Annotated in this window: 15 protein-coding genes; 8 read left to right on the forward strand and 7 right to left on the reverse strand. The window is 71.8% G+C overall.

Features of this window, described 5'->3' with window-relative positions:
* Positions 1-133 precede the first annotated feature (133 nt).
* From ACIY1X_RS16890 to ACIY1X_RS16915, 6 genes are read right to left on the reverse strand one after another with little or no spacing between them, the layout of a single operon-like run.
* On the reverse strand, positions 134-1,105 hold the full coding sequence (locus tag ACIY1X_RS16890; protein WP_399682611.1) for a Bug family tripartite tricarboxylate transporter substrate binding protein: 972 nt from the start codon (positions 1,103-1,105) through the stop codon (positions 134-136).
* A 42-nt stretch (positions 1,106-1,147) separates the two neighbouring features.
* Positions 1,148-2,110 (reverse strand): MBL fold metallo-hydrolase, encoded by a 963-nt coding sequence (locus ACIY1X_RS16895; RefSeq protein ID WP_038200452.1) that lies wholly within the window; start codon positions 2,108-2,110, stop codon positions 1,148-1,150.
* Between the two features lie 17 nt (positions 2,111-2,127).
* A complete protein-coding gene (locus tag ACIY1X_RS16900) occupies positions 2,128-2,313 on the reverse strand; it encodes a DUF2783 domain-containing protein (RefSeq protein ID WP_084216773.1) in 186 nt (61 codons plus the stop codon).
* An 8-nt stretch (positions 2,314-2,321) separates the two neighbouring features.
* Positions 2,322-3,965, reverse strand: coding sequence for an FAD-dependent oxidoreductase (locus ACIY1X_RS16905; protein ID WP_399682614.1), 1,644 nt, complete (start codon positions 3,963-3,965; stop codon positions 2,322-2,324).
* Between the two features lie 57 nt (positions 3,966-4,022).
* Positions 4,023-5,144 (reverse strand): alpha/beta hydrolase family protein, encoded by a 1,122-nt coding sequence (locus tag ACIY1X_RS16910; RefSeq protein ID WP_399682617.1) that lies wholly within the window; start codon positions 5,142-5,144, stop codon positions 4,023-4,025.
* Positions 5,137-5,685 (reverse strand): VOC family protein, encoded by a 549-nt coding sequence (locus ACIY1X_RS16915; protein ID WP_399682620.1) that lies wholly within the window; start codon positions 5,683-5,685, stop codon positions 5,137-5,139. The genes ACIY1X_RS16910 and ACIY1X_RS16915 overlap by 8 nt, the downstream gene beginning before the upstream one ends.
* A 110-nt stretch (positions 5,686-5,795) precedes the next feature.
* On the opposite strand from ACIY1X_RS16915, the gene ACIY1X_RS16920 reads away from it, so the two are divergent.
* Together ACIY1X_RS16920 and ACIY1X_RS16925 are read left to right on the forward strand one after the other, a co-directional pair.
* A complete protein-coding gene (locus tag ACIY1X_RS16920; RefSeq protein WP_399682623.1) occupies positions 5,796-6,704 on the forward strand; it encodes a LysR family transcriptional regulator in 909 nt (302 codons plus the stop codon).
* Positions 6,705-6,768: 64 nt separating this feature from the next.
* A complete protein-coding gene (locus ACIY1X_RS16925; RefSeq protein ID WP_399682625.1) occupies positions 6,769-7,962 on the forward strand; it encodes a phosphoglycerate kinase in 1,194 nt (397 codons plus the stop codon).
* A 2-nt stretch (positions 7,963-7,964) separates the two neighbouring features.
* Here the strand turns inward: ACIY1X_RS16925 and ACIY1X_RS16930 are convergent, their stop codons facing one another.
* Positions 7,965-8,270, reverse strand: a complete 306-nt coding sequence (locus tag ACIY1X_RS16930) for an antibiotic biosynthesis monooxygenase (protein WP_038200446.1) — start codon at positions 8,268-8,270, stop codon at positions 7,965-7,967.
* A gap of 135 nt (positions 8,271-8,405) precedes the next feature.
* Between ACIY1X_RS16930 and pyk the strand changes: the two genes are divergently transcribed.
* The 6 genes from pyk to ACIY1X_RS16960 all read left to right on the forward strand — a co-directional run.
* The gene (gene pyk / locus ACIY1X_RS16935) at positions 8,406-9,851 is read left to right on the forward strand and encodes a pyruvate kinase (RefSeq protein ID WP_038200445.1); all 1,446 of its coding nucleotides are present in this window, start codon (positions 8,406-8,408) and stop codon (positions 9,849-9,851) included.
* Between the two features lie 129 nt (positions 9,852-9,980).
* The gene (locus tag ACIY1X_RS16940) at positions 9,981-10,868 is read left to right on the forward strand and encodes a fructose bisphosphate aldolase (RefSeq protein WP_399682629.1); all 888 of its coding nucleotides are present in this window, start codon (positions 9,981-9,983) and stop codon (positions 10,866-10,868) included.
* Between the two features lie 115 nt (positions 10,869-10,983).
* Entirely contained in the window at positions 10,984-11,892 is a 909-nt protein-coding gene (locus ACIY1X_RS16945; protein WP_399682632.1) for a phosphoribosylaminoimidazolesuccinocarboxamide synthase, read from the forward strand.
* A 130-nt stretch (positions 11,893-12,022) separates the two neighbouring features.
* Positions 12,023-12,700 carry a LuxR C-terminal-related transcriptional regulator gene (locus tag ACIY1X_RS16950; protein WP_399682635.1) on the forward strand — a complete coding sequence of 226 codons (678 nt, stop codon included), beginning with the start codon at positions 12,023-12,025 and terminating at the stop codon, positions 12,698-12,700.
* A gap of 43 nt (positions 12,701-12,743) precedes the next feature.
* Complete coding sequence (locus ACIY1X_RS16955) at positions 12,744-13,403, forward strand: Crp/Fnr family transcriptional regulator (RefSeq protein WP_399682638.1); 660 nt, start codon at positions 12,744-12,746, stop codon at positions 13,401-13,403.
* 89 nt (positions 13,404-13,492) lie between these two features.
* A partial coding sequence (locus tag ACIY1X_RS16960) for an AAA family ATPase (protein WP_399682641.1) occupies positions 13,493-16,194 on the forward strand: 2,702 nt, incomplete at its 3' end.

The raw sequence follows: 16,194 nt of genomic DNA on the forward strand, positions 1-16,194 counted from the left end.
TCGCCACTGCGTGGCGCTGCGTCTCCGTGCCGTCCTGCAGCGCGGGCAGGCGCGGCGCGAAGCGCGTGTAGTGGAAGCGGCCCACCGGCGGCGGCAGATCTGCCGGCATGGCGTCAGGCATGGTTGTCTCCGATCAGTCCAGCTTCACGCCCGCCGCCGCGATCACCTTGCCCCAGCGCTCGCTCTCGGCGCGCGCCGTCCGGTAGAAGTCCTCGGGCGTGCCCGGCATCGGCTCGAAGCCGAAATCGGCGAAGAGCCTGACGACCTTGGGAGACTGCATCGCCTTGTGCAGCCCCGCATTGAGACGCGCCACGGCTTCCTTGGGCATGCCCTTCGGGCCGATGAGGCCGTGGAAGGCGTAGGCGTTCACGCCCTTGAGGCCGAGTTCGGCGAAGGTCGGCAGCTCGGGCAGGGCGCTGGCGCGCTGCGGCAGCGCGATGGCCAGCGCGCGGACCTTGCCGGACTTGATGATGGGCAGGCCCGAGGCCAGGTCCAGCATCATGATCGGCACCTGGCCGCCCATCACGTCGGTCATGGCCGGCGCGGCGCCCTTGTAGGGCACGTGCGTGATGTTCAGCCCGGCCTGCTGCTTGAACAGCTCCATCGCCATGTGGTGCGGCGAGCCGTTGCCGGGCGAGGCGTAGCTCAGCTTGTCGCCGTTGGCCTTCGCGTAGGCGGTGAACTCCGCGAGCGTCTTCGCCGGGAAATCCGGGTGCACCACCAGCGCCACCGGAAAGCGGCCGATGGTGCCGATGTAGGTGAAGTCGCTGGCCGGGTTGTACGGCAGCTTGCCGAACATGTGCTCGTTGAAGAGCAGCGCGGCGTTCTCCGCCTGCATGATGGTGTAGCCGTCCGGCTTGGCCGCCATCATCGCCGCCACGCCGATGTTGGTGGAGGCGCCGGGGCGGTTGTCGATGATGATCGGCTGGCCGAAGTCGGCCTGCATCGCTTCAGCCAGGTTGCGCGCCAGGTTGTCGGTGCCTCCGCCGGCCACGTAGGGCACGATCCACTTCAGCGGCTGGCTGGGATAGGCCTGTGCCAGGGCGGCGCCGGCTGCCAGGGCCAGGGCGGCGGCGGCGCCGAGGGCGCGCACGAGTTGCTTCATCGGGTTGTCTCCTTGGAGTGGGATGGGAAAGGGAAGGAAGGCTCAGCCGCGCAGCACCTGCCAGAGCGCGCGGTCGCGCTCCGCGGTCCAGATCACGGGGTGCTCGGTGCCGGTCAGCTCGTCGTAGGCGCGCGAGACGTCGAAGGGCAGCACGTGCTGGAACACCGGCCAGTCGCCGAAGCGCGGCGTCATGGCCGCCTCGGCGCGCGCGAAGCAGCCCTTGAGCGTGTCGCCTGCGTCGATGCCGGCGCGCACCGCGCCCAGCAGGGTGGCGAGGAAGTCCTTCGTCAGGTCGATGGCCTCGCCGCAGGCGGCCTCGCCCTGCAGCACGGCGCCGCGGCCGGGCACCAGCACGCGCGGCCGCAGCGCCTTGACCGCATCGAGCGTGCCGGCCCAGTCGCGGATGTAGGCGTCGCCGGCGTACACGCCGCAATGGTTCTCGACCACGTCGCCCGAGAAGCACACGCCGCAGTCCGGCAGCCAGGCCACCGTGTCGCCGCCCGAATGGCCGCGGCCCAGGGCCAGCAGCCGCAGTTCGCGGCCGCCGTCCAGCCACAGGCTCATCTCGCGCTCGAAGCTCATGGTCGGCATCGTCAGGCCGGGGATCTCTTCCACGCCCGCGAACAGGCGCGGGAAGCGGCCCACTTCCGAATCGAAGTCGGCCTGGCCGCGCGTGCGGATCCAGTCCAGCGTGCCGTTGCTGGCGACGATGGCCTGCACCTGCGGAAAGGCGCTGGCGCCCATCACGCGCACCGCGTGGTAGTGCGTGAGCACGATGAACCTGACCGGCTTGTCGGTCACCGTGCGGATGGCCGCCAGGAAGTCGCGCGCCATGCGCGGCGTGGGACGCGTGTCGATCAGCACGACATGCTCGTCGCCGACCACGAAGCCGCAGTTGGGATCGAAGTCGCTGATGTAGCCGTAGACGTTGGGCGCGAGTTCGCGCACCTGGGGCTTCTGCTCGCGGGTGTCGGAGGCGGAGGCGAAGGAGACGGAGGTGTTCATCGTGGGCGGGGCCGGGTTCAGGCCGCCTCGCGGGCGGCGTCGATGCAGGCCAGCAGCACCTGCTGGTCTGCGCATTGGTTGGCCAGCAGCAGCACCAGGCGGGCGTTGAGGTCGGCGCTCTGCGCTTCGCTCAGGCCCTCGTGGGCCTGCAGCCAGGCGGCATAGAAGCCGTCGGGGTCGGGGATGTGGGGCTCGGTGATCAGCGGCATGCTCAGGCTCGGTTCAGCGCGAAGGCGGTGCGCACGGCCTCGGCCGTGGTGTCGGGGTCGGGCGCCGGCAGCAGCGCGGCGCGGTAGCCGTCGGGCCGCACCAGCAGCAGGCTGCCGGGCGCCGCGAGGCCGAGGTGGGCCAGTTCGGCCTCGCCGGCTTCGAAGGTGGGCAGGCCGCTGCTGCCGCCCAGCGCGGCGAGGCGAGCCGGCAGGCCGGCCAGCGCGGCCGACATCGCCTGCGCGGCCCCGTCGCCGGGCGCGCGCCACAGCGCCAGGCCGCGGGTGCCCTGGCCCAGCAGCTGCATGAGCGTGGTGTCCGCGCCGTCGGCGGCGCGCAGCGCCACGTTCTGCACCGTACGGCTGCCGTCGGGCAGGTGCGGCGCGGGCGGGTAGTCGTTGGCGACCGACATGCGGCCGGTGTTCACCAGGCCGCGGGCGAAGGCGTGGTGCCGGGCCAGCGCGACCACCGCGCGGCGCAGCGTGTGCTCCGCCGGCGAGCGCGGCGCGAGGAAGCGCGCAGAGCGGCTCGTCACTTCCAGGTTCTTCTCGGCCGCCGGCCGGCGCTCGGCGTCGTAGCTGTCCAGCAGCGACGCGTCCGCATGCCCTCCGAGCACCAGCGCGAGTTTCCAGGCCAGGTTGGCGGCATCCTGGATGCCCGTGTTGCCGCCGCGCGCGCCGAAGGGGCTGACCACGTGCGCCGCATCGCCGATGAAGAAGAGGCGGCCGTGGCGGAAGCGCTCCAGCAGGTGGTCGCGGTAGCCGTAGGGGCCGATCCAGACGAACTCGAACTCGACGTCCGGCCCGAGCTGTTCGCGCAGCCGGGCGCCGGCCACCTCGGGCTGGCTGATCTCGTCCGTGTCGCAGTCCTCGGGCATCTGGTAGTCCATGCGCCACACGCCGTCGCCCATCAGGTGCTGCCAGACGCCCCGGCCTTCGTTGAAGGGCGCGTCCACCCAGGTCCAGCGCTCGATGGGCAGCGGTTTCGTGAAGCGCACGTCGCTGATGCACCAGCGGTCGGTGCTGCGCGAGGCACGGGCGGGCAGCGCGAGCTGCGTGCGGATGGGGCTGTTGGCGCCCGTGGCGTCGATGACGTAGTCGGCGTGCAGTGCGTAGGCGCCGGCGGGCGTGTCCACCTCCAGCGTCACGCCGTCCTCGCCCGGCTCGATGCGGGTGAGGCGGTTCTTCCAGCGCAGCTCGGTCAGGCCCAGTTCGAGGATGCGCTCGACCAGGAACCACTCGATGTAGAACTGCTGCAGGTTGATGAAGGGCGGCTGGACGGAGACGCTGTCCGTCCGGAGGTTGAAGCTGTAGACCTCCTCGTCGCCCGAGAAGGTCCGGCCGAACGACCAGGTGATGCCCTTGGCGGCGATGCGTTCGTAGATGCCCAGGCGCGCGAAGATCTCCAGGCTCTTCTGCGCGTAGCAGATGCCGCGCGAGGAGGCGCCGCGCACGCCGACGGTGTCGTCCTCGTCCAGCAGCACGCAGCGGATGCCGCGCACGGCGAGGTCGCAGGCCAGCGTCAGGCCGGAGAGGCCGCCGCCGACGATCACGATGGGGTGGCGCATGGCCGCGCCGCCGAGTTCGGGCGGCGGCGTGAAAGGCCAGCTCGGGAGCTCGTAGGGCTCGGCGAAGCGGAAGGTTTCCATGGCGGGGCTGTCTCTCTTCTTTGTCTCGTGTGTCCGTGGCGCCGTGCGCCTGGGCGCTCAGAGCGCGTGGGCGAACTCGGCGATGGCGTCCGCCGCCCGGGGCACCAGCTCCGGCTGGCCGGCCAGGTAGTGGTTGCCGCCCACGATGTCGACGTTGCGGATGTGCTCGCCGCCGGCGGCCAGCCAGGCATCGCGCGTGCTCGGGAAGGTCGACTGGTCGGCGGTGTACGTCAGCAGGAGCTTGGGGCAGCTGGTGCGCGCGAGGTTGGCCGGGCCGTCGGCCTGCGAGCGCGAGGACCACTGCGACAGGAAGGCCGTGAGCGAGGTGGTGCGGCCCATCGCGTTGGCCGAGTAGTTCACCTGCCGCGCGTCGCCCCACACGCTGCCGGGGGCGCGGTCGTTCGGGTCGAGCGAGAGGTCCACGCAGCGCGGGTCGGCATGGGTGCGGTAGACGATGAAGGCCTGGTCGCGCGGGGCGCCCGGCGTGCTGCGCAGCTGCTCCAGGCGGTTGAGCGCCCACTGCTCGATGCGCTGCAGCCGCGCCTGCTGCGCGCCCTTGAAGCGCGCGAGGAACGCGGCCTCGTAGGGCACCCGGTGGCGCGGGTCGTACATGTCGAGCGCCGGGTCGACCGACAGCGGATCGTGCTCGTCCGTCACCGACGGGTCGATCCAGTCGGCCAGCAGGCGCGAGCGGCCCAGGTGCGCGGCGGCCAGCGCGATGCCGTCCACCGGCGGCAGGTCGTCGGGATGCAGGTGCGTGGGGTCGCCGTCCGGGAAGTGCGTGGCGGTCAGCCGCTCGGCCTGCGCCTGGTAGAAGCTGGCCAGCGCCGCGCCGCCGGAGTTGCCGACCAGCACGATCTTCTCGTAACCCATCGCGCGCAGGTGCTTCACGCCGGCGCCCAGGTCCTGGATGGCGCGCTCCATCAGCAGCAGCGTGTCGTTGCCCATGTAGCGCGAGTTCAGGCCCAGGCAGCAGATGCCGCGCTCGGCCAGCGGGCCGATGAGGTAGTGGCCCATGAAGTTGCTGGTCGGGTGCATCACGATGGCCGCGACCTTCCTCGGGCCCGCCGGTGCCATGAAGGCGCCGAAGATGCGCGGCCGCAGCATCTGCAGGCCGGACTGGCTCTCCAGCGCCGCGCCGGGCTTGACGTCGATGACGGCGAGTTGCAGCTCAGGCATGCGTGGCCCCAGCGCGCTCGTGGCGCAGCAGCGCTTTGCGCTGCGTCCACGCCTCCAGCTCGGCATGCGCCACCCGGGCATGGGCCTCCATCTCGGCCGGGGGCACCGTGGGGGTGGTCAGTTCCACCCGGATGCCGTTGGGGTCGAAGAAGTAGATCGAGTCGATGATGTGGTGGTCGGTGATGCCCAGCACCTGCACGCCGGCCGCTTCCAGCCGCGCCTTGGCGCTGCGCAGGTCGTCCACCGAGTCCACCCGCAGCGCGATGTGGTTCACCCAGGCGGGCGTGTTGGGCGAGGGCTCGGCCTGCACGTCGTCGCCGAGGTCGAAGAAGGCGATGTACGAGCCGTCGCGCATCTGGAAGAAGATGTGGACGTAGGGGCAGTACTCGCCCGTGCTGGGCACGTGGTCGTTCTTGATCACGTGCACCAGCGGCAGGCCCAGCAGGTCTTCCCAGAAGCGGCGCGTCTCCTCGCTGTCGCGGCAGCGCCAGGCAAAGTGGTGCAGGCCGCGCACGGGCACGGGCAGGGGGTCCATCGGCATTGGTCTCGTCTCCGTTCGGCGCGGCCTCCCGGCCGACGCGAGGCGCCATTGGGCCGCAGCGTCTTCTATGATGCAATCGAAATTAATTCATCGATTGATGAAGGATGGCCATGAATCTCACCCTGCGCCAGTTGCGCGCCTTCGTCGCGGTGGCCGAGGCCGGCAGCTTCACCGCGGCCGCGCGGACGCTGCACCTGACGCAGTCGGCCCTGAGCGTGCTGGTGCGCGAGCTGGAGCGCGAGATGGGCGTGCAGCTGCTGGACCGCCATACCCGCCAGGTGCTGCTGACGGAGGCCGGCCGCGAGTTCCTGCCTTCGGCCCAGCGCCTGCTGGCCGAGTTGGCGGGCGCGGTGGCCGGCGTGACCGATCTGCGCGACAAGAAGAAGGGCGTGCTGCGGCTGGCGGCGCCGCAGCTCATGGCCTGCGCCTTCATGCCGCCGGTGATCGCGGCCTACCGCGCGCGCTACCCGGACGTGGAAGTCCGCCTGGCCGACACCCTGCCGGAGCGGCTGCTCGACGGCCTGCGCAGCGGGCAGGTCGAGCTGGCGGTCGGCCAGGACGTGCCAGTGGACGAAGCCGTCGAGCGCCGCGCGCTCCTGCGCGACCGCCATTGGCTGGTGTGCCCGCAGGCGCATCCGCTGGCGCGGCGTCGCTCGGTGCGGTGGCGCGAGCTCGCCGCATGGCCCTTCATCGCGCCGACCCGTGACTTCCGCGCCCGCATCGGCCCCGAGCTGGCGGCCGAGCTGCGCGAATGGATCCAGCAGCCGGGCACGCAGGAGGTCTCGTACATGACCACGGCCATCGGCATGGCCGCCAACGGCCTGGGCCTCACGGTCTGCCCGACCTACTCGGCGCCGCTGGTGCGGGCCTGGGGACTGGCGATGGTGCGGCTCACCGCGCCGGACTTCGACCGCGACGTCTGCGTCTACACGCCCGCGCGGCGCTCGCTGTCGCCCGCGGCGCAGGCCTTCGTCGAACTGCTGGTGACCCAGCAGCCGAAGAGGCCAAACCTACAATGAAATCCAGCATCGCCGCGGCCCCGCCGGCCGCCGCTTCCGCCTTCCAACTTCCCGGGCTTCGATCATGGACATCCTCCGTTTTTCCGATCTGTGCGCGCAAGGCAAGGTTGCCGGCCAGCGCGTGTTCATCCGTGCCGATCTCAACGTGCCGCAGGACGACAGCGGCGCCATCACCGAGGACACGCGCATCCGCGCCTCGGTGCCGTGCATCCGCATGGCGCTGGACGCCGGCGCGGCCGTGATGGTCACCTCGCACCTGGGCCGCCCGAAGGAGGGCGAGTTCAAGCCCGAGGATTCGCTGGCGCCGGTCGCCGCGCGGCTGGGCGAGCTGCTTGGCCGCGAGGTGCCGCTGGTGGCCGACTGGGTCGACGGCGTCGACGTGCAGCCCGGCAGCGTGGTGCTGCTGGAGAACTGCCGCCTCAACAAGGGCGAGAAGAAGAACGACGAGGCGCTGGCGAAAAAGCTCGCCGCGCTCACCGACATCTACGTCAACGACGCCTTCGGCACCGCCCACCGCGCCGAGGCGACCACCTACGGCATCGCCCGGTTCGCCAAGGTGGCCTGCGCCGGCCCGCTGCTGGCGGCCGAGATCGACGCCATCTCCAAGGCGCTGGCGCAGCCGAAGCGCCCGCTGGTGGCCATCGTGGCCGGCTCCAAGGTCAGCACCAAGCTCACCATTCTGCAGAGCCTGGCGAAGAACGTGGACCAGCTCATCGTGGGCGGCGGCATCGCCAACACCTTCATGCTGGCGGCGGGCCTGCCCATCGGCAAGTCGCTGGCCGAGCCCGACCTGCTGGGCGAGGCCAAGGCGGTGATCGAGGCCATGCGCGCGCGCGGCGCGGCGGTGCCGATCCCGGTGGACGTGGTCACGGCCAAGACCTTCGCCGCTGACGCGCCCGCCACCGTGAAGGCGGCAGCCGACGTGGCCGAGGACGACCTGATCCTCGACATCGGCCCGAAGACCGCCGGGCAGCTCGCCGCGCAGTTGCGCGAGGCCGGCACCATCGTCTGGAACGGGCCGGTGGGCGTGTTCGAGTTCGACGCCTTCGCGCACGGCACCGAGACCATCGCGCGGGCCATCGCGGCCAGCAGCGCCTTTTCCATCGCGGGCGGCGGCGACACGCTGGCGGCCATCGCCAAGTACGGCATCGAGAAGGACGTGGGCTACATCTCCACCGGCGGCGGCGCCTTCCTGGAAGTGCTGGAGGGCAAGCAGCTCCCGGCCTTCGAGATCCTGGAGAAGCGGGCGGCGGGCTGAGGTCAGATCACCGCGTCGAACAGCTCCAGTTGCGGCGGCCCGAGGTACAGGTCGCGCTTCTGTCCGGCGCCCGCATGCGCGGCGCGGAAGGCTTCCGAGCGCGTCCAGTCCTCGAAGTGGGCGCGCGACGCCCAGACCGTGTGCGAGGCGAACAGGGTGTGCTCGTCCGTCGTGGGCCCGCGCAGCAGGTGGAATTCGACGAAGCCGGGCACGTTCGACAGGTAGCTGTCCCGCTGCCGCCACATCTCGACGAATTCGTCCTCGCGGCCGGGCACGATGCGGAAGCGGTTCATGGCGATGAAGGGCATGGGCGATCCTCAGGAGGCGGGTGGCCGTGTCATCCTATCGCGCCGCCGTTTTCCGCGGCGCCGCGCCAGCCGGGGATTCCCTCCCGGGCGAAAAGTGTATACAGTTGAGAATACAAACTGATGGAGACACCGTCCATGCCTGCCGACCGCCTTCCCCGCCACGCCACCAAGATCGTCGCCACGCTGGGACCGGCTTCCAGCACGCCCGAGCTGCTGGAGCAGATGATCGTGCACAAGGTCAGCGTGGTGCGGCTGAACTTCAGCCACGGCACGGCGCAGGACCACATCGCGCGCGCGGCGATGGTGCGCGAGGCGGCGCGCCGCGCCGGGCGCGAGGTGGCCATCATGGCCGACCTGCAGGGCCCGAAGATCCGCGTGGGCCGGTTCGCCGAGGGCAAGGTCTGGCTGGAGCCGGGCGCGAAGTTCGTGCTCGACGCCGCCCGCACCGAGCCGGGCGACGTGGATGCGGTGGGGCTGGACTACAAGGACCTGCCGCGCGACGTGAAGCCCGGCGACCGGCTGCTGCTGAACGACGGGCTGATCGTGCTGACCGTCGACGCGGTGGTCGGCGACGCCGTCCACACCACGGTGAAGCTGGGCGGCGAGCTGTCGAACAACAAGGGCATCAACAAGCAGGGCGGCGGCCTCACCGCGCCGGCGCTCACGGCCAAGGACATGGAAGACCTCAAGACGGCGATGAGCTTCCAGGCCGACTATGTGGCGGTGAGCTTCCCGAAGAACGCGACCGACATGGAGATGGCGCGCCAGCTGTGCAACGTGGCCGGCGCCGAGTGGGGCCACAAGCCCGGCATGATCGCCAAGATCGAGCGTGCCGAGGCGATCCCCAAGCTCGACGAGATCATGGCCACCAGCGACGGCATCATGGTCGCGCGCGGCGACCTGGCGGTGGAGGTGGGCAACGCCGCCGTGCCGGCGCTGCAAAAGAAGATGATCCGCATGGCGCGCGAGATGGACAAGGTCGTCATCACCGCCACGCAGATGATGGAGTCGATGATCACCAACCCGGTGCCCACCCGCGCCGAGGTGAGCGACGTGGCCAACGCCGTGCTCGACGGCACCGACGCCGTGATGCTCAGCGCCGAGACCGCCTCCGGCCGCTATCCGCTGGAGACGGTGCAGGAGATGAGCCGCATCTGCGAGGCCGCCGAGCAGGCCGAGGACACCACGCGCGACCTGGACTTCAGCGGCCACTACACCCGCATCGACCAGTCCATCGCCATGGGCGCGCTGTTCACCGCGCACCACCTGGGCGCCAAGGCGATCGTCGCGCTCACCGAATCGGGCTCCACGGCGCTGTGGATGAGCCGGCATGCGGCGCACATCCCGGTGTACGCGCTCACGTCCCGTCTGGCGACGCAGCGCAAGATGGCGCTGTACCGCAACGTGCGGCCGCTGCTGATGGATTCCGAGAACGACCGCGACGCCGCGCTGGACCAGGCCGAGCGGCACCTGAAGACGCGCGGCATCGTGCAAAGCGGCGACGTCTACGCCATCACCTGCGGCGAGCCGATGGGGGCGCCGGGCGGGACCAACATGCTCAAGATCTGCCGGGCGTCCTGACGGGCCGCGCTTGCCGCTTGCCTTTTGAAATCGGCACGGCGCGGTAGGGGATAACCCGCCTTCTACAATCCCCGGCTGACCGCGCCGCCCCGGCGGCTCCCCCCGAACGACGACGAAGAGAGCGACACAGTGAACCAGGAACAGCTGAACAAGGTTTCCACCGGCAAGGGCTTCATCGCCGCGCTGGACCAGAGCGGCGGCAGCACGCCCAAGGCCCTCAAGCTCTACGGTGTCGAGGAGTCGGCCTACAAGGACGAGGCCGAGATGTTCGACCTGGTGCACGCGATGCGCAGCCGCATCGTGACCAGCCCGGCCTTCAGCGGCCAGCGCGTGCTGGGCGCGATCCTGTTCGAGATGACCATGGACCGCCAGTTCGACGGCCAGGACGCCGCCGCCTACCTGTGGGAGAAGAAGCAGGTCGTGCCCTTCCTGAAGGTGGACAAGGGCCTGGCCGCCGAGGCCGATGGCGTGCAGACGATGAAGCCGATGCCCGAGCTGGACGCGCTGCTGGCGCGCGCGGTGAAGAAGGGCATCTTCGGCACCAAGATGCGCTCGGTGGTCAACGCCGCCAACCCGAAGGGCATCGACGCCGTGGTCGAGCAGCAGTTCGCCGTCGGCAAGCAGATCCTGGCGGCCGGCCTCATGCCCATCATCGAGCCCGAGGTCAACATCAAGGCCACCGACAAGAAGGAGGCCGAGGCGCTGCTCAAGGCCGCCATCCTGAAGCAGCTCGACGCGCTGGGCGCCGACCAGAAGGTCATGCTCAAGCTGACCATCCCGACGGTGGACGGCTTCTACGGCGAGCTGGTGAAGCACCCGAAGGTGGTGCGCGTGGTGGCCCTGTCGGGCGGCTACAGCCGCGACGAGTCGAACGCCATGCTGGCGAAGAACCCCGGCGTGATCGCCAGCTTCAGCCGCGCGCTGACCGAGGGCCTCAGCGCCCAGCAGTCCGACGCCGAGTTCGACGCCGCGCTGGACAAGGCCGTCGAGTCGATCTACCAGGCCTCCCTCACCTGATGTGCAGCGGCGGGGGCAGGCCCCCGCCCGACGCGCCCGGCCACCGCTCGCGGTGGCTTTTTTCTGCGCACAATGGCCGCCTGCCGGCCCCGCGCCTGTCTTCTCCCGCCGCACCATGACCACGACCGTCCACACCTCCTCCATCCAGAGCCTGCCCCTGCTCGCGCGCGGCAAGGTGCGCGACAACTACGCGGTGGGCGAGGACCGCATCCTGATGGTCGCCAGCGACCGCCTCTCGGCCTTCGACGTGATCATGGGCGAGCCCATCCCGGGCAAGGGCGAGATCCTGACGAAGATGGCGCTGTGGTGGTTCGAGCGCCTGGGCGGCCTGTGCCCCAACCACCTGACCGGCGAGGCGCCCGAAAGCGTGGTGCGGCCCGAGGAAGTGCCGCAGGTCGAGGGCCGCTCGATGCTGGTCAAGCGCCTCAAGCCGATCCCGGTCGAGGCGGTGGTGCGCGGCTACCTGGCCGGCAGCGGCTGGAAGGAGTACCAGGAGAGCCGCTCGGTGTGCGGCGTGCCGCTGCCCGAGGGCCTGACCAACGCCGCCAGGCTGCCGCGCGCCATCTTCACGCCGGCGGCCAAGGCGGCGGCGGGCGAGCACGACGAGAACATCAGCTACGACCGCGTGGTCGAGCTGGTCGGCCCGAAGCTGGCGCAGCAGATCCGCGAGACCAGCATCGCGCTGTACGAGACGGCCGCTGCCATCGCCCTGACCAAGGGCATGATCATCGCCGACACCAAGTTCGAGTTCGGCCTGGACGCCGACGGCGCGCTGGTGCTGATGGACGAGGTGCTCACGCCCGACAGCTCGCGCTACTGGCCGGTGGAGGGCTACGAGGAGGCGCTGGCCGCCGGCGCCAACCCGCCGAGCTTCGACAAGCAGTTCGTGCGCGACTGGCTGGAGGCCGTGCGCATCCACGGCAAGCCCTGGGACAAGACCCCGCCGGCGCCGCGCCTGCCGCGCGAGGTCATCGACAAGACGGCGGCCAAGTACCGCGAGGCGCTGGAGCGGCTGATCGGCTGAAGGCCGACGCGCTATCGAAAAGATAGCGCCAAAGGTGAATGGATCACAAAAGCGGCGGTGATATTCACCGCCCGCCGGGCGTGCGTTTTTTCACACTCTCTTCTCATCACAAATGAGGAAGGAGCGCCCGATGCCATCCCCGCAGCCCTTGATGTCCGCCGTCGTCCCGGCCGCGTCCGAACCCGCCCCGCGCCTGCCGGAGGCGATGCTGGCCGCCCTGTTCTCGCGTGCGCTGGACGAGATCGACCACGGCCTGCTGCTGCTCGACCTGGGCGGCCGCATCCTGCACGCCAACCACCCGGCGCAGCGCGAGCTGGCCACCCAGCGCGCGCTGCGCGTGGGGCAGGGCGGCGTGCTGTGCGCCGCCAGCGGCACCGGGCATGCGCGCATCCGCCTGGCCCTGCACGACGCCGAGCGCGACTGCCGCAGCATCGTCGAGCTGGAGCACGCGGAGGAGCCGCTGAGCCTGGCCTTCGTGCCCCTGGCCGGCGGGCGCGCCGGCGGCGCGATCGACGGCGTGCTGGTCATCTGCAGCCGCCGCACCGGCGTGCAGCCGCTGACGCTGCAGATGTACGCCCGCTCGCGCGGCCTCACGCCCACCGAGCAGTCGGTGCTGGCCCAGTTGTGTGCAGGCAAGGCGGCCGAGGAGATCGCCGAGCGCCAGGGCATCTGCCTGTCCACGGTGCGCACGCACATCAAGAACATGCGCCTGAAGACCGGCGCCAGCAGCATCCGCGACATCGTCCACCGCGTCACCCGCATGCCGCAGATCGTCTCCACGCTGCGCATGGTGGCCGCCAACCAGTAGCAGCCGGACGAACCCCGGCGCGGCGCGGACCTATAGTCCGCGCATGCCGCCCAGTCCACCTGCGCCCCGCGCCAGCCCGCCCTCTGCCGACCTGCCGCCCGACGTGGCCCGGCTGGCCGCGCGCGGGGTGCAGCGGCGCTTTCGCGCGCGCACGCTGCTCATCCAGGAAGGCGAGGGCGGCGACGCGATCTACATCGTGCTGGCCGGCCGGCTGCGCGCCTTCGTCTCCGACGCGCGCGGGCGCGAAGTCACGCTGGGGCACCACGGGCCCGGCGAGTACGTGGGCGAGATGTCGCTCGACGGCGGCCCGCGCTCGGCCAGCGTGGAGGCGGCCGAGCCCAGCACCTGCGTGGTCGTCACCCGCGAGAGCGTGCTGCGCCACATGGCCGAGGACCCGGAATTCACCCTCGGCCTGGTCACCCGCCTGATCCGCCGCGCCCGCCTGGCCACCGAGAGCGCGCGCAGCATGGCCCTGCTGGACGTCTACAGCCGCCTGCGCCGCGTGCTGGAGCAGCGCGCCGCGCCCGGCCCCGACGGCGTGCAGGCGATCGCCGAGCGGCTGACGCACCAGAGCCTGGCCTCCGAGGTCGGCTGTTCGCGCGAGATGGTCAGCCGCCTGCTCAAGGATCTTGAAACAGGCGGTTACCTGGCCGTGCGCGAGCGCCGCCTCGTGCTGCTGCAGCCGCTGCCCGCGCGTTGGTGACAGCACGGCCGGGCGCCGGCCCGGCCTGCTGTTGCGAAATGTGAACGAGGCGCCACAATCCCGGGGTGGAGCACGGACAGGCGAAGGCGATGGCGGTCGAAGGGGCGGGTGCCGGTGCGGCGGCCGAGCTGCGCCGCCACATGACGGTGCTGTTCACCGACCTGTCGGACTCCACCCGCCTGTCGGCGCTGCTGGAGGCCGAGATCTTCGCCGCCCTGCAGGACGACGTGCGCCGCGTCTTCAACGAGGCGGTGCAGCGCCACGGCGGCACCATCAACCAGTACCAGGGTGACGGGCTGCAGGCCCTGTTCGGCCATCCCCATGCGGGCGAGGAGGACGGCCTGCGCGCCACCCGCGCCGCGCTGGAGGTGCACGAGCGGGTGCGCGCGCTGCGCGGCCGCTACGGGCCCGAGGAAAACTTCTCGCTGGACGTGCATTCCGGCATCCATGCCGGCCTGGTGCTGGTGCGCGAGGGCGGCCAGGGCATCGCCGGGCGCTTCGAGCTGTTCGGCGCCGCGCCGGGCATCGCCAAGCACCTGAGCGACATCGCCGAGCGCGACGAGATCCTGGTGAGCGAAGAGACGCTGGGCCCGGCGCGGCACCTGTTCCACACCGACGAGCGCCGCGTCGAACTCAAGGGCCGCGACGAGCCCCTGGCCGTGCACCGCATCGTGGCCGGCACCTCGCTGCGCACCCGCTTCGAGGCGCAGGCGCGGCGCGGCCTGGTGGACTTCGTCGGCCGCCAGGCCGAGCTGCGCTGGCTGCGCGCGGCGCTGGACCAGGCGCGCGAGGGGCGCCGCGCGCGGCTGGTGGTCGTGTCGGCCGTCGCCGGCGTTGGCAAGACGCGGCTGGCGGAGGAATTCCTGCAGGAGGCCGAGGCCGCCGGCTTCGGCGTGTGGCGCGGCTACTGCGAGAGCGAGCTCAGCGCCCAGCCGCTGCAGCCCTTCCTGCAGATGCTGCGCAGGCGCTTCGACGCGCAGGCGGCCCTGCCGGCGCCGGCGCTGCTGGCGCAGGCCGTCGCCGCGCTGCCCGATGCGCTGCGCCAGCGCCATCCCGAGCTGGGGCAGGTGCCGGCCGCCGCCACCGACGCGGCCGCGCAGGCGCAGCAGATGCCCGGCGCGCTGGCCCGGCTCTTCGCCGCACTGGCGCGCCAGGCGCCGCAGGCGCTCTTCATCGACGACTGGCAGTGGGCCGATACCGCGACGCGGCAGGTCGTCTACCGGCTGGCCGCGCGCGCCGATGCGCCGCTGCTGCTGCTGCTGGCCACCCGGCCGCTGGAGGCAGGCGACGCGCAGTTGGCTGCCGCCGAGGTGCTGGAGCTGGGGCCGCTGTCGGGCGCCGAGGCCGACGCCACCATCCGCCGCCTGCTGCCGCAGGCCGATCCCTTCGTCGTCGCCCGCATCCGCCAGCACTCGGGCGGCAACCCGCTGTTCCTGGAGGAGCTGTGCCACTTCGCGGCCGAGGCCGGCCCCGGGCTGGACGCCCTGCACGGCGGCTCGGCCTGGCTGGAGACGCTGATCGAGTCGCGCGTGTCCCGGCTGCCGCCGCAGCAGGGCGAGGTGCTGGGCGCGGCGGCGGTCGTCGGCAACGTGGTGCCGGCCTGGCTGCTGCAGGCGCTCACCGGCTGCGACGAGCAGCATCCGGTGGTGGCCGGCCTGGCCGCGCAGGACCTGCTCTTCCCTGCCGAGCAGGCGGGCACCCTGCGCTTCAAGCACGGCATCACGCGCGACGTGGTGTACGGCACCCTCGGCCTGCAGCGGCGCCGCGCCATGCATGCGCAGATCGCCCGGCTGCTGCGCGAGCGCGCCGGCCCGGCGGGCGAGGCCGAGCACTGCGAGGCACTGGCCTACCACCATGCCGGCGCGGCCGATTTCGCCGAGGCGGCGCGCTACGCCGGCATGGCCGGCGACAAGGCGATGGCCGCCTCCTCCATCGACCGCGCCAAGACCCAGTACCGCGCCACGCTGCACATGCTCGACCGCCTGCCGCCCACGCCCGGGCGCTACCAGGCCTGCCGCGCGGTGGCGCGGCGGCTGGGCCTGGCGACGGCCTTCGACCCCTCGCGCGACGAGCAGGCGCTGCTGCGCCGCGCCATCGACCAGGCCCGCGCGCACGACGACGCCGCCGGCCACGCCTACGCCCAGTACTGGCTGGCCTACCTGCAGTACGCGCTGGGCGAGACGAAGAGCGCCGTCGGCCACTGCGAGCAGGCGCTGGAGAGCGCCACGGCGCTGCGCGACGTGCCGCTGGTCGTGCAGGCGCGCGTGCTGCTCGGGCAGGCGCTGACCGCCGCCGCCGACTACGCGCGCGCGCTCGACCTGTTCGACGCCGCGGCGCAAGGCCCCGGCACGCCCGTGGGCGGCCGCCGCTCGCCCGGCGAGGCCTATGCGCTGGCCTGCCGCGCCAGCGCGCTGGGCGACCTGGGCCGCTTCGACGACGCGCACGCCTGCTTCGAGGAGGCGCTGGCCGCCCTGCCCGGGCCCGGCCACGAGGTCGAAGGCTCGGTGCTGTGCTGGCGCGCCGGCGTCAACCTCTGGCAGGGCCGCTGGCAGGCGGCGCTGGCCGACGCGCAGGCGGCGCACCGCGTGGGCGAGCGGGTCAAGAGCCTGTACATCTTCGCCATGAGCCAGGGCCTGGGCGCCTATGCGCAGTGGATGCTCGGCCCGCAGCCCGGCACGCTGGCCGCGCTGCAGGACTCGGCCGCCTGGCTGGCCCTGCGCGACAAGGCCCTGTTCTCCTCGCTCAACCACGGCTGGGTGAGCGATGCGATGGCGGCGCTCGGCCGTCCGGA

This window comes from Xenophilus sp. (assembly GCF_044462705.1).
Lineage (GTDB): Bacteria > Pseudomonadota > Gammaproteobacteria > Burkholderiales > Burkholderiaceae_C > Xenophilus > Xenophilus azovorans.